This window comes from Bacillus sp. G1(2015b) (assembly GCF_001482475.1).
In the GTDB taxonomy this organism is placed as follows: domain Bacteria; phylum Bacillota; class Bacilli; order Bacillales; family Bacillaceae; genus Bacillus; species Bacillus safensis.
In genome coordinates this window covers 84,030-98,356 of the sequence record NZ_LKIC01000028.1, presented here as the reverse complement: position 1 = coordinate 98,356, position 14,327 = coordinate 84,030, and the positions used below count along the sequence as shown (strand labels likewise).

12 protein-coding genes are annotated in these 14,327 nt (G+C 43.0%); 1 reads left to right on the top strand and 11 read right to left on the bottom strand.

The features are described 5' to 3' along the window. Positions 1-5: 5 nt before the first annotated feature. The 9 genes from AMR95_RS15165 to AMR95_RS15125 all read right to left on the bottom strand — a co-directional run bounded on the left by AMR95_RS15165 (position 6) and on the right by AMR95_RS15125 (position 9,687). Positions 6-821 carry an MIP/aquaporin family protein gene (locus AMR95_RS15165; RefSeq protein WP_039177442.1) on the bottom strand — a complete coding sequence of 272 codons (816 nt, stop codon included), beginning with the start codon at positions 819-821 and terminating at the stop codon, positions 6-8. Between the two features lie 214 nt (positions 822-1,035). Next, a complete protein-coding gene (locus AMR95_RS15160; RefSeq protein ID WP_024425304.1) occupies positions 1,036-1,593 on the bottom strand; it encodes a glycerol-3-phosphate responsive antiterminator in 558 nt (185 codons plus the stop codon). Positions 1,594-1,743: 150 nt separating this feature from the next. Then, positions 1,744-3,084, bottom strand: coding sequence for an aspartate aminotransferase family protein (locus AMR95_RS15155; RefSeq protein ID WP_058838770.1), 1,341 nt, complete (start codon positions 3,082-3,084; stop codon positions 1,744-1,746). 255 nt (positions 3,085-3,339) lie between these two features. After that, positions 3,340-4,932, bottom strand: a complete 1,593-nt coding sequence (locus AMR95_RS15150; protein WP_058838769.1) for a PucR family transcriptional regulator — start codon at positions 4,930-4,932, stop codon at positions 3,340-3,342. Between the two features lie 33 nt (positions 4,933-4,965). Further along, a complete protein-coding gene (locus AMR95_RS15145) occupies positions 4,966-5,883 on the bottom strand; it encodes an AEC family transporter (RefSeq protein ID WP_039177433.1) in 918 nt (305 codons plus the stop codon). A 283-nt stretch (positions 5,884-6,166) separates the two neighbouring features. Then, positions 6,167-6,583, bottom strand: coding sequence for a VOC family protein (locus AMR95_RS15140; RefSeq protein WP_024425308.1), 417 nt, complete (start codon positions 6,581-6,583; stop codon positions 6,167-6,169). A gap of 227 nt (positions 6,584-6,810) precedes the next feature. After that, a complete protein-coding gene (locus tag AMR95_RS15135) occupies positions 6,811-8,349 on the bottom strand; it encodes a bifunctional GNAT family N-acetyltransferase/carbon-nitrogen hydrolase family protein (RefSeq protein WP_012009394.1) in 1,539 nt (512 codons plus the stop codon). A 15-nt stretch (positions 8,350-8,364) separates the two neighbouring features. Beyond that, positions 8,365-9,030, bottom strand: coding sequence for an HAD family hydrolase (locus AMR95_RS15130; protein WP_041089572.1), 666 nt, complete (start codon positions 9,028-9,030; stop codon positions 8,365-8,367). 309 nt (positions 9,031-9,339) lie between these two features. After that, positions 9,340-9,687: a DUF5365 family protein gene (locus AMR95_RS15125; RefSeq protein ID WP_041089569.1), complete on the bottom strand. Its 348-nt coding sequence runs from the start codon at positions 9,685-9,687 to the stop codon at positions 9,340-9,342. Between the two features lie 109 nt (positions 9,688-9,796). On the opposite strand from AMR95_RS15125, the gene AMR95_RS15120 reads away from it, so the two are divergent. Next, complete coding sequence (locus tag AMR95_RS15120; RefSeq protein WP_058838768.1) at positions 9,797-10,705, top strand: RluA family pseudouridine synthase; 909 nt, start codon at positions 9,797-9,799, stop codon at positions 10,703-10,705. 37 nt (positions 10,706-10,742) lie between these two features. Here the strand turns inward: AMR95_RS15120 and AMR95_RS15115 are convergent, their stop codons facing one another. Both AMR95_RS15115 and AMR95_RS15110 read right to left on the bottom strand, forming a co-directional pair. After that, positions 10,743-11,309, bottom strand: coding sequence for a class D sortase (locus tag AMR95_RS15115; protein ID WP_041089565.1), 567 nt, complete (start codon positions 11,307-11,309; stop codon positions 10,743-10,745). Positions 11,310-11,355: 46 nt separating this feature from the next. Further along, entirely contained in the window at positions 11,356-14,259 is a 2,904-nt protein-coding gene (locus AMR95_RS15110) for a 5'-nucleotidase C-terminal domain-containing protein (protein ID WP_058838767.1), read from the bottom strand. Positions 14,260-14,327: the final 68 nt, after the last annotated feature.

The following is a 14,327-nucleotide window of genomic DNA, read 5'->3' as shown; positions in this document are numbered from 1 at the left end:
TCCCCTTACATACTTTCATTTACAGCATTTGTTTGATTTTTCGTAGAGACATAGAGTCCTAACAATACCACAACTAAAATAACGCTTACAATCCAAAAGGCTGGAGTGATGTTCGCTTTAAAGGCTGCATTGTAGAAAACACCGCCAAATGCGCCGCCTAAAATTGGACCAACGACTGGCACCCACGCATACTTCCAATTCGATGGACCTTTACCTGGAATCGGTAGAATCGCATGAGCAATTCTCGGACCTAAATCACGTGCAGGATTGATTGCATAACCAGTTGTTCCGCCTAATGAAAGACCAATTGCGACAATTAAGAAACCAACAATCAGCGGATTGATTCCGTCTGCGAATTTATTTGCACCAATCGCTAAGATTCCTAGAACCAATACAAATGTACCGATGACTTCACTAAGTACGTTTGCAAAAGTATGCGGAATCGCAGGACCAGTTGAGAATACACCCAGCTTTGCACCTGGATCGTCTGTTGCTTTCCAGTGCGGTAAGTAATGTAAAAAGACAATAATAGCTCCTAATAATGCGCCAAGCATTTGACCGGCAATATACATTGGTACATCAGCCCAAGGAAAACTTCCTTCTAACGCAAGCCCGATTGTCAGTGCAGGATTCAAATGCGCTCCGCTGATTCCACCTGTTGCATAAGCTGCTATGGCTACTGCAAATCCCCATCCGAAAGCGATTACAATCCAGCCGGACTGATATGCGAGCGATTTCTTTAAATTGACTGCCGCACATACACCGCCTCCAAAAATAATAAGCAGCATTGTACCTACGACTTCACCCCAAAATGGTGTCATGAAAATTCCTCCTCTGGTTCAGTTGCCATCCCCTATGAATGTGTAAAAAAGATAAAGAAAAAAGATCCACAACAAACATACTTTACATCAGGGTCATTTGTCACCTAGTAAAGCGCTGTTGTGGATCTCCGTTTCTCCATCACATGATATTAACTTAGTGCTATAGTATCAGAGGATGAAAACGTTGTCAATCAATTTTCACATTTTATCTTTTTCACTTTTGGAACGCTTTCCAAAGGGCTGTATTCGATGTTGTCACAGCTGTAGCACCTGCTTCAAGCGCTCTTTCTACATCTTCTTTTGTACGGATAAACCCGCCTGCAAATATTGGAATCCCAGCTCGCTCGCGCACTTCTGTAATGAGATCCGGCACGACCCCTGGCAATACTTCAATAAAATCTGGGCGATGTTTCCCTACGAACTCCATGCTTTTTTCCATGGCACTTGTATCAAGTAAAAACATTCGCTGAATGGCATATACCTTTTTTTGCTTGGCTTTTACTATGACAGAAGACCTAGTAGAAATAATTCCTGCCGGCTTCATTTCCTGACAAATAAATTCCGTTCCATACTCATCATGTTTGATCCCATGAATGAGATCGACATGGACAAACATTTTTTTATGATGGGCATTTGCCTCATTCATGATGCCCTTTAGCCGGCCTAAATGGACATCAAGTAAGACCCCATATGTAAATGGACTTTTTAAAAATTCCTCAAATTGCTTCATATTGCGAACAGCAGGTAGAATGGGTTGATCATGAAAACTCATATGCCGTCTCCTTCAAAGTGTATTGGTTCAGTCATCTCCTAACAGTAATAGAATCTCTTCTATTTTTCAATACACCTAGTGTATCCAATGCCGATTTTACTTAGCAGCGTATGTGCTTTTTCCATAGAAAAAAGCAGAGAAATCTCTCTGCTATAACTGTGCCATGCTTTCTTTAAGCGTGTTTATAATAAATGAGGCGTCTTCGTCTGTTATATTGAGCGGCGGTGCAAGCTGGACAACGTTATTATAGCCGGCAACCGTATCACCATTTTTCCCAATGATCAGTCCGCGTTTTTTACATTCTGCAATCAATTGACCGACAACCTGTGGATCAGCTGGTTTTTTGGACTGTTGATCCTGGACAAGCTCAATTCCAAACAGCAGGCCTTTTCCTCTGACATCACCGACAAATGGATGCTCTTTTAACTCTTGCAAACGTTCAAGCATGTCTTGCCCAAGCGTGTCAGACCGTTCTACTAATTTCTCGTTTTCCATGATCTCTAGGTTCGCAAGGGCAACCGCACAGGAAGCAGGGTGTCCGCCAAATGTATTCACATGGCGCAGCCTGTCATACGTATCTTCCCCTGCGTAGGCTTCATAGATTTCTCGTTTCACGCACGTTGCAGAAAGAGGTAAATAGCCGCTTGTGATCCCTTTTGCCATTGTGATGATGTCCGGCTTTACATCTTCATGCATAAAACCAAACCGCTTCCCTGTCCGGCCAAAGCCGCAGATGACTTCATCCACAATGAGAAGCGCTCCATGAGCCTCACAGATGTCTTTAACCTTCTTCAAATACCCTTTTGGCGGCATCAAGATACCGCCGCCTGTAATAATCGGCTCCATAATAACTCCAGCAATGGTCTCACTTAGTTCCCACGTCATGGCTTGATCGATTGCCGCTGCACTTGCCAAAGTTTCTTGATCCTCAGGATGACGATACATATCAGGCGGTGCGACATGGATAAAGCCTTGACCCAATGGTTCATATTTATATTTACGCTGCGCCTGCCCCGTTGCGGCAAGGGCAGCTGCTGTATTGCCGTGATACGACCGATACCTGGAGATGAACTTTGTTCTTGTGCTCTCTCCTTTTTGCGCATGATATTGTTTGGCGATCTTAAATGCGGCTTCATTGGCTTCAGAACCGCTGTTAGAAAAGAAGATGACATAGTCCCCTCCAAGCCATTCATTTAACTTTTCAGCCAATTGAATCGCTGGCACATGACTTTGCGTCAGCGGATAATAAGGCATTGTATTTAGCTGCTTATATGCCGCTTCTGCAAGCTCTTTTCTGCCATATCCGGCATTTACACACCAAAGACCTGACATCCCGTCTAAATAGCGATTCCCATGAATATCTGTCACCCATGCGCCTTCTGCCTCGTGAATAACCATGCTTTCATTTTCCTTGTTTGTCCCTTTCATATGATGCCAGATCAACTGATCATCTTTCGCCTGAAGATTTTGAGCCTGCTCATGTATTTTCATCTTTCCGCCCCCATGTATCCGTTTTCATCAATAAAGAAGCTTAGACCGGTTCAGCAGCACATTGCCTCTCCATTCATTATATGGATGAAAAGGGAGGCATATGAAACTGAAACTAGGCCGCCTGTAAGAGAGAACCAACCGTTACTTTCATTATAAAAAAGGGGCCGGGCTGATTACATTAGACAGATCGTCAACTGATTGAAAAGAACGATAAGACATTCTACTCGGGTGCCTTAGCAAATCTAACAAAAATCGTTAACGGCGATTTCCTTGCAGAAATTCATATGCAAGAATCGCAAATTCAAGCGCCTGTCGTTTCGGGGCCTGCATCATATCCTCGCCAAGCAATGCATGCAGTTTATCTAGTCTATGATAAAGGGTCTGCCTGACAATAAAGAGCTGGCTTGCAGTTTCCTTTTTAGAACCGTTTGTTTGTAAAAAGATATTCAGCGTTTGATAGAGTCTCCCGCTATTTTGCTTATCATATAAAAGCACAGGCTCCAAATACTCTTTCACCATACATTCAAGCAGTCCGCTTTCCTGCATGACAGGCATGAGACGGAGCATATGCAAATCTTGATAAAATGGGCTTTCCACCCGCTGGGGCATCACTTTCTTTAAATGCAGCACTTCTTTGGCTGCTTGAAAGCTTTTTCTCATATGCTGAAACTGCTCACAATATGGACCGATGCTAAAATTGATCACGGTTCCGCGTGGCTGCTCCCGATCATACAATTGTTTGATGTCGCTTGCAGCCTTCTCTGCACGCTCTTTCCAGTCCTCTTTCTTTCTCGTGTTCAATAAAATAAACAAGGTTTGTCCTTGATGCTCATACGGAATCAAATGGAAACCCGCACGCTGAAAGATGGAGCGGCACGATACGAGAAAATATAGATTTCCTGCGATTTCTTCGATTTGATGATGCTTTTGAAAGAGCATCACGACACAGCCGGTTGGCTTTTTCAATCCTTCTGTTTCTTCAAGATGCTCTAATATATCTCTTTCTGTATGCTCTTCTTGGAACCATTTTTGCAGCCATTCGTTCTCTTTGGTCTTCTTCAATTCTTCTGTATAAAGCTCTCTTAGCGTTTGCTGGGCCAGAGCATTTGCTCCTTTATCCATTACGAGCAGTTCAAATTCTGAGAGTGTGTTTGTTTGATGAATGAGCACAAGGTCTGCAAATGTCTGCTTGAGTGCAAGTACTTCTTTTTTGGTCACTTCGTATCCTTTTGGCAAGGAAGCATACTGTAAATAATTCATGACCAGCTCTTCGGTTTGTTTGGAGGAATCACATACAATAATCGGCTCCCCCTGAACAGGAATGAGTAAAAGAATGCCCCTTACGTGCTGATACACTTGATCCAAAATATCCATCTGCGGATGGGGAGTCAGCAAAAGCTCATTCAGCTTTGATGATAGTGCTTCTAGATCAGCCATCATTTGATACTGGCGTTCAATCATCATCGTATGGAGATGCTGTGTGATGTTGACGAATTTCACTTCTTTTGTAAACAAAATCAGCGGAAAATCTCTTTCTTCTGCATACACAATCAGCTCTTCCGGTACATCGAATCTGAGCGGAACAAATTCAATACACAAGCCTGCCGCACCAGAATCGATCAGCTGTTTTAAAAATGCTTGAAACACATCCAATTGATCATGGAAGCCTGCGGCTGTTGTTAGTATGAGCTCTCCCCCATTTAACAAATCTTCTACAGCAGGCACTTCTAACACATGAACCCATCTGACCTGCCGAAACAATCCCTTTTCTCCTGCTAACACTTTCGAATGGGCAAAATACTTTGTTTTCAACACATCACTCACTTGAAAATGAACATCTACATTCATTGATATGTCCCCCTTTGTTTTGCCGCCTATCCCCTATCCCAGAGGGTGCATAGATAAAATCCATAATAAAACGGGTAATGTCACGATGCTTAAAACGGTACTGAGAAATGTCGTGCTTGAGACAAACTCAGGCTTCGTTCGAAATTGTACAGCCATGAGCGTAGTATTTGCTGCTGTCGGCATGGCTGCAACTAAGATCATAATTTGTTTCACTAGATCATCTACCGGTAAAATGAGTGTAAAGCCAAATGCGATGAGTGGTGAGATAAACAGCTTCAGCAATACAGCATAAGAAATGTTGCGATAATCCACTTGCTTAAAAGAAATGACGGCGAGCTGCATACCTAAAATAAGCATAATCGTCGGTATGGCGGCATCTCCCACAAGCTGGACACCCGTCATCACCTCTTTAGGTAGTGAAAGATCCATCAGCTGAAATAATAGACCGAGGAGTGCCCCATAAGCAACCGGCATACGCAGCACTTTTTTCAGCACGACCTTTCCATCCCCTGCATCCTCTCCGCCCTTTGCTGCATAATACATACCGATCGTACTCATGACAAGCTGCTGCAGCACCATTAAAACGATAGCAATATCTAAACCAGCTGCTCCGAAGACAAGCAGGACAACAGGCGTGCCGTAATTCCCATTGTTCATAAATGCTGACGACAGAATCATGGCACAATACATTTCCTTCGAATAACCATAGATACGAGATAAAATAAAGACACATAAAACAAGTGAAAGACAAAGTCCGACGACAAAAATAGATAAGTACACATAGTCCATCGACACTTTGTTTTGATAAAAGGTTTCAAACGCAAGAAATGGTGACATTAAATATAAAGACATTGATGAGAGCGTATGTATGTCAAATCCAATGGCCTTCTGCCCAATATACCCGATAAGGAAAATACCGAACACTGGCAGTAAGACAAGTAAAAACTCCATGCTGCACCTACTTTTCTCTAGATGAATTCCTATTTTTTGTTTCCTCATAATCATACCACTGTTAAACAATAAAAAAGAAGCACCCTTATGAAGGTAGCTTCTAATTATTGACAAAGGGCTAAAATGTTCTTTATTTTAGCCCTTTGTCTTCTTTTCAGTGTGATTGAAAACCTTTGCAGTCTAGAAAGGACGAGTACCGAAGCGGAGCGAATTTGACATTCGTGAGCATCGGAGCGCAGGCCTGACACCGAATGCGAGGGTTTGTCTACAAGCTGAAGCGCCCTTATGAAAGGCCGCTTCTCTCCTCATCCAAATAGAACACTTCCCACAAATGACCATCAAGATCCTGAAAGCTCCAACCGTACATGAACCCATGATCCTGCTTTTCCTTAAACGGTGACCCGCCTGCTGCCATCGCCTGCTCCACCAGCTCATCGACCTCTTTTCGTGAATCAACCCGCATAGAGACAATGACCTCGGATCCCTGCCTTGCATCCACCAATTGCTTCTCTGAGATGGTTTGAAAATGCTTATGGGTTAACAGCATAACCGTAATGGTGTCACCAATGACCAAACAAGCTGCCTGATCATTCGTCAGCTGCTCTTGAAAATCAAAACCCAGCTGCTCAAAAAAAGCCTTTGATTCCTTGACATGCTTTACCGGTAAATTGATATACAAATGTTTAGCTTGTCGCCCCATTTTCCTCTCCTTTTTGAACACATGATCTCGTTTCAGTATATTCAGATTTTTCTCGAGCATCCCTTTATCACATGAAAAAATAAGCTTTCCTCCTTCTTTAGCTTTGTTTACAATACTTATGATGAATCTTGAACAGGTGGCTACGAAAGCCTTAGCTCGTCCAGCTGCTATGTCATTTTAAAAAATGTCATCAAAAAGAAGCGCCTTGTGGTAGGCGCTTCCTTTCATTATTTCTTATATTCAATATGGTACACATCTCTTCTTCGGTCTTTGAGCTGACGTACCGTTCCATCTTGCCGCTGTCTTCTTAAAATTTCTAAATCGACATCGCCAACGACAACCATTTCTATATTCGGATTACATTCTCCTACAATCCCATCTCTTGCAAATTCAAAGTCAGATGGGGCAAAAATCGCTGATTGTGCATATTGGACATCCATATTTTCGGTTTGCGGAAGGTTTCCGACAGTTCCAGAGATGACGGTATAAATCTGATTTTCAACCGCTCTAGCCTGTGCACAATAACGCACTCTTAAATAGCCTTGACGGTCTTCTGTACAGAACGGAGTAAAAATAATTTTTGCTCCTTTATCAGCTGCAATCCGAGCCAGCTCAGGAAATTCAATATCGTAGCAAATTTGGATCGCAATTTTACCACAGTCCGTATCAAATACCCGAACCTGATCACCTGCTGAAATCCCCCACCATTTTCTTTCATTCGGTGTGATATGGAGCTTATATTGCTTTTCAATCGTTCCATCACGTCTAAATAAATAAGCGATATTGTAGATTTTCCCTTCCTCTTCAACGAAATGGGATCCACCAATGATATTAATGTTGTACTTCACAGAAAGGTCTGTGAACAAATTAATGTAGTCCTCGGTATATTCCGTGATACGCTGCACTGCAAGACTTGGGGAGCGCTCCTCTAAATAAGACATGAGCTGCGTTGTAAAAATCTCTGGGAATACGGCAAAGTCAGCTGACGCATCTGATGCGACATCAACATAATACTCCACCTGATTCATGAATTCCTCAAAGGAATGAATTTGTTTCATCGCATATTGAATGACGCAAATACGAACTGGGAACGCCGATTTATAATATCTTTTCGATTGCGGACGATAATCGACATTGTTCCATTCCATTAACGTGGCATATGTGCTGGATGCCTTATCATCCGGCAAATAATTCGGATTAATCCGCATGAGGCTGAATTCATTTAACAGCTGAAAAGATAAAACAGGGTCATAAATTTGGTGAAGCATGACCTGCTCCACATATTGGCGAGGCGTCATTTCCTCTTGGTATTTATGATAATTCGGGATGCGTCCGCCAATAATGATACTTTTCAAATTTAATCTTCTTGCTAAGTCTTTTCTTGCTTCATATAAACGATGGCCAATTTTCATGCGGCGGTACTCAGGACTAACCATAACCTCAATTCCGTACATATTCATCCCATCTGGATTATGGTTTGTGATGTACCCATCATCTGTGATGTCCTGCCAAGTATGACGGTCATCGTATTCATCAAAGTTAATTAATAAACTTGAACAAGAGCCAATGATTTCCCCCTCAAATTCAGCACAAAACTGACCTTCTGGGAAATGCTCAAGATGGCTTTCAAGATGCTCTCGTTTCCATGGGTCCATGCCCGGAAAGCATACCTCCTGCAAGGCAATGATTCGGTCAATATCTTCTTCCCGGATATTACGGATCACCATTCTTTTTTCAAACCGCGTTAAATCGAGTTTTTCTGCCATGATGTTTTTGCCCCCTTACTGATCCTCTTTTTCAAGCTGATGGAATAGCTGGAGCAATTCGATTTCAGCCATGGATTCTAATCTCACATCGTATTCTTCAAATTGCAGCGTGCTCGTCACTTTGTTTGGGACGATGACGCATTTCATGCCTGCCCGTTTAGCAGCCACTGATCCATTCACTGAATCCTCAAAAGCCACACAATCCTTTGGCTCTACACCTAAACAGCTTGCGGTTTGCAAATAAAGCTCTGGATGAGGTTTGACTTCTTCCACATCATCTGACGTGCGGATACATTCAAAGTAATCAAAAAGACCAATTTGCTTCAGGTGATCAGACACCCATTTATAGTCTGAGCTGGAAGCAAGTCCAATCTTGATCCCTAGCTCCTTCGCTGCCTGTAAATAAGCTTCTACGCCAGGTCGTGCTGATTCATCCTTCATTCTCTTTTGAAAACGAGAACGCCGGTCCGCTGTGAGTGCCTCATGATCGAGCGTCTTTCCTAGCTGTTTTTCTAAGTATTCAAACGGCTTAAAGCCTGCCTGCGTCCCGATGACGTTGCCCCATACGGAAAGAGGCAGCTCCGACTCATGCTCCGCAAACATTTCTTGTAAAACTTCATATTCATGTGTTTCTGTATCTAAAATTAATCCGTCAAAATCAAATATAATCGCCTTTACCAACGAGGCCACTCCTTTTTTTACGAAAGTCTTTAATATGATACTCAATGCTATCATATCGTGAATAAAATTGACTTTCAAAGATGAATGTCTGCTAAAATAATTATGTATAAAAGGAGCCTGTACCATTTTGTCAGGCTCCTACCCGTGTTCAGTTCATTCTGCAAGAGATCCAAGCGCTCCGATTCGTGGAGAAATAGGCAATGTTGAAAAAGAGCGGGTTTGGTATTACAGATCTAAAGGTTTCTCCGTTCCCTTAAAAATAGTATGTGCGGCAGCCTTGTAAGTTAACAAGGAAGTTCACACCAACTTTTACGCATTTTGAAGGCGGCGGCTGGCAAAATCGTCTAAATCAAACGGAAAAGAAAAGCCGCATGCATTGACCTGCTCACGGTTTCGCTCGAATAGCTCACGATCACACTTTGTAATATGGCGTTTAGGTTTTACAATAATGGTATGTAATAGCTGAAGTCCCGATAAAATACGAAAAGCATCGTCCATCGTTCCGTTATAAACCCCTTCAACAAAGGTTAGCGGGCGTTCTTTTTGACGCGCAGCTGGGTCTTCACCGACAGCATGGGATAGAAGATCTTCAACATCCTTTGATATTTCTTCAATTGCCTGCTCTTGCAGGTCTGTAGCAGCTTTCATTATTCTCACGTGACATCTACCTCTCTGTCGTTATTTCTCCATTCAGAATAGCACAGAAAAAAAGGCGTTCGCCAAGGTAAGTGTTTCCTATATATACCCAAAGAGAGGAACGGATATCATGAACATTAAAGGACACACGCTCTCGCTAAAAGTAGGTGAGCAGCATCAAGATTCTTCACTGAGTCAGTTTTTAAAAACAGCAGTGTCGGCTTCAAAACCGATTATCCATTTTTGGATGGAGCATCAAAAAGTACGTTTAAATCAAAAGCCTGCCCATCACGCGGCAAAAGTCAGTACAGGTGATCACATACTGATCGATTTATTTGAAACGGAAGAAAGTGATGTGACGCCAGAATATGGTGAATTAGAGGTGCTCTTTGAGGACGAGCACTTATTGATTGTGCAAAAACCCGCTGGACGACCGACGCACCCGAATGAAAAGGGACAAACGGGCACACTGGCTAACCTTGTGGCCTTTCATTTTCAAGCAAATGGCGAGGAAAAGCGAGTGAGACATATTCACAGACTCGATCAAGACACAAGCGGCACGGTCATTTTTGCTAAACACAGGTTAGCTCATGCTGTGCTTGATCAAATGCTTTCTAAAAAAACGATCAACCGAACCTACATCGCCATCGCAGAAGGACTTTTCAAGAAAAAGAAAGGCACTATTGATGCAGCAATTGGCCGTGACAAGCATCATGCCGTCAGACGAAGAATCTCTCCTACTGGTCAAAATGCTGTCACTCACTTTCAGGTCATGGACAGCAATAAACGTCTGCAAATGACAGCCGTCAAGCTGCAACTTGAGACCGGAAGAACACATCAAATTCGAGTACATCTTAGCAGTCTCGGGCACCCTTTAGCTGGAGATACACTTTATGGCGGAGCTCGTCATCATATCAATAGATGCGCTCTCCACGCCAAACAAGTAGACATGACACATCCTTTTACAGGTGAGCACCTGAGCATAGAAGCACCGCTTCCTCTAGATATGTCCCAGCTCATGGACGAAATTATCCATTAAAAAAAGAGCCTGCATTTAAACAGCAGGCTCTTTTTCTTTAGACAGATGCTCTTTTTGCATAAATAATGTACCGCTCTGGTGCATTGCCAACGAAATGAAATGGATAGCATGTCGTTAACACCAGCTCTTCCTTTTTATTCTGCAAAGTAATAATGGATGTATCATGCTGATCCACGATTTTCGTATGTGTGATTTCATAAACAAACTCACCATACGGCACAGTGATTTTCAGCTGATCCCCAATATTCAGTTCACCTGTTCGGCGAAATACCGTGTCACGATGGCCAGATAGGACGATTTGTCCCTTCTGATCTGGGTAATAACTGCCTTTGTAATGCCCGACTCCTTTGGCAAGATCATCCGCATCTGTCCCTTCGACAATGGGAAGGTCTGCTTTTAATTTCGGAATCGTCAGGATGCCAGAGGCTTTCCCCACATCAGGAGAAAACTGCTTCTTTGACATCCCTTGATCGTCCGCTACCGCTTTCTTTGCATCTTCTAATGATTGTGCCGTTTGAAGGTGCGTAGAGGCGATTTGCCAAATTCCCCAGCCGAGCAAGACAATTCCTGCTGTCATCACAGTAAGTGCAAGCCACTTTTTCATGCTTAAACTCCTTTACCTGTTACATTTCTCTTAGATGATACGGTCATTAGCTTGCTGCTTTTTCTTCTTGTTTTGCTTTTTGAATGCGTCCCTCTTTTTGATACACAATGGAAGCTCCTTCAAAGCTCTTCACAAAAGCGACAGTGGCTTCTAAATCCTCTGGACCTGTTTCAGGATTTTTCCCCAGCCGTCCTATCGGTGCATATTTACTGCCAGTTGCAGTTGCCATAAAATTATTCACCGTGAGTGTATACGTTTGATCGAGCGCAACGGCTGAACCATCTGGAAGCTTTAAGTCGACTACTTTATATGTTACCGGATCATAGGAATATGAAAAGCCTGAAATGCTATAATCTGGTCCAAATTGAGGAGAAATTTGCGCTTCAATGATCTCAGCCAAGTCTTTTCCCTTAATCTCAAGTTTAACTAAAACGTTGCCAAAGGGCTGAATATTAAACAGATTTCCCCACGTAATCGGCCCTTTTTCAAGGTTTTGCCTGATCCCGCCGCCATTCATCATGGCAAAATCACTTTTCATAGAATATCTCATACCATCGGCAATCAAATTACCGAGCGGCGTGTCTCCATCATTTGAATAGCCGCCTTCCATTTTGACACCAGCTTCACCAACTACCTCACTAATTATCGGCTCAACTTCTTTCCCGTAATGAGCCAAGATGACGGCTGCTTCCTTGTCCTTTTCAATACCAGACTGGTCTACATACTGGATATTTGCACTCTTTTTGACAATATCCTTCGTTTTGCGGTCAAGTGTTACATTAACTTCGCCAATGGCCTTCCCATATTCAAAGGCTTGAACAATTAATTTCCCATTGACCTCTCCGTTTACGACTTCGTGATTATGCCCTGCAAAGATGACATCAATTTCATCATCGCCTTCTTTGGCAAGCTTCGCACTCTCTCCAGTGATGGTATCTCCATTTTGCGAGGCTGTCATATGAGCTAAAACCGCAATGGCTTTGATCCCTTTTTCTTTTAATTCCTTCGCAGCTTCATTTACCGCTTTAACTTCATCTGTAAACTGAATGTCTTTAATCCCTTCTGGCATGACCATTCCTGCGGCTGACTTTGTCACAACACCGATAAATGCTACAGGGATTCCTTCGACATCCATGATTTCATATGCAGGTAAAAGTGGTTTACCTGTATCCTTGTATTCACAGTTTGCACAAACGAGCGGAAAATTCTGTCCGTCATATCCCTTTGTGCCTTTAGGATGTTCTCCGCCATTTATGATCCGTAATAGCTCGTCCACCCCTTCATCAAATTCATGGTTGCCGACCGTGCCAACATCAAAGCCAATGTTCTCCATGAGTTCAACTGTTGGTTCATCTTGCAGAAGAGAAGATATTGGAGAGCTGCCGCCAATCATATCTCCGGCATGGACTGTGATCGTATTTTTGTTTGCTGCTTGTTTTTGTTTCATATAAGCCGCCACATAATCCATCCGTCCGTACGTTCCTTTATTGCCATCACCTTTCAGATCCAGTTCGTATTGTTGATCAATTTTCCCGTGTAAATCATTCAAGCTTAAAATGGTTAATGGGACTTCCCCAGTTCCTTCTGCCGGCTGATAGCCAGCCTGTTCTGCTTCTTCTTTCGAAGCAAAAAAGATGCGTTTATCTACAGCGATTTCTTTCCAGCTGTCAGGCGATACGTACGTTTTCGCTGATGAATCACCGACGTAGCGTGTCAGTCCTTTTTTCTGTTCACGTGCTCTAAATTCAAACGGCTGTTCCAGCAGCGGATCTGCTTCATTCCAAATGCCAAGCCCTTTTTCTTTCGCCTCTTTGACAGCTTTTTGGAACGTCTGATAGTCCTTTTCATCTCCAACCGGCCAGATGAAATACGTAGGAGCATATCCTTTTTTCACAAGCTCTAAATTCGTATTGACCCCTTTTTTGGTTTTCACTTGAGCTAAAAGACGTCCATAGCCGTCCTTCGCTTCAGGACCAATCTTTAATGTGACTTTATCTCCGCTTGAAAGAAGTGTGTTTAAATAGTCCGCCGCCTTCTGTCCAAAACGCAGCTGGTTTTGATCTAATTCATTTTTTGGCTTATGGTACGTTTCCAGCGTGTCCATATTCACAAAGCGCACCTTTGTTGTACCAAGCACAGGCTTCTTTAAATGAATCGTATCTCCATCCACCACCCGGTCAACCGTTGCCTCGTATTCTTTCTTGATTTTTGGCGGCTTTGGCTGGCGTTTCAGCAGGCTGACATCACCCTTGTGTCGTGGAAGCACCTGCAGCGAATCATACTTGCTTAACACTCCTGTAAACTCATACCATTTCCCTGTCTTCACTTCATCAATGGCACTTGTATCCACCATCACTCTAAGGGTGGTGCTGTGATATTTTTTATCAATGATCACCACATTGTATCCACCGCCAGCCGGCTGCTCTGGTTTTGATTCAACATAGCCTTTGACCTTCACAAGTTTTCCTTCATGTTTACGTGCCTGATCCGTTTCTAGTTGTTTCACGGAGACTCGCTTCGGCTTTGGCAAGGTTTGATTCACACCATCGATCTTCAGGCGGTCTCGATCCGGCACAATTTCAATCAGTCCTTTATAAGACGTGATCTTCCCCGATACTGTCACCTTCATGCCAGCTTTTAGTTCTGGGAAGTTGTCAGGCTGTGCTGAATATATATTGATTCCAGCTGATTTGTCTTGAATGTACGTTGACAGTTTCCCATTGCCTATAGCCGATTGATCTGCTGTCACAATTCCGCTCACTGTCACTGTCTCTCCGATTAGCTGACGGGCTTTTTTGATTTTCATTGGCTTCTTTTGGTTCCATACCGTTTCCTTCTTTTCAGACGCACTGGCTTGTTCTGCTGTGATCATGCCAGGCAGTAAGGATTGCAGACTAAAAATCACCAAAACCAAACAGCAGATCATTCGAATGGATCGAACACGTTTCATTAAACCTCTCCCCTTCCGAGCTTTATCTCTCATAGTGTACTAAGTAAATATTGATGGTAGATGGATTT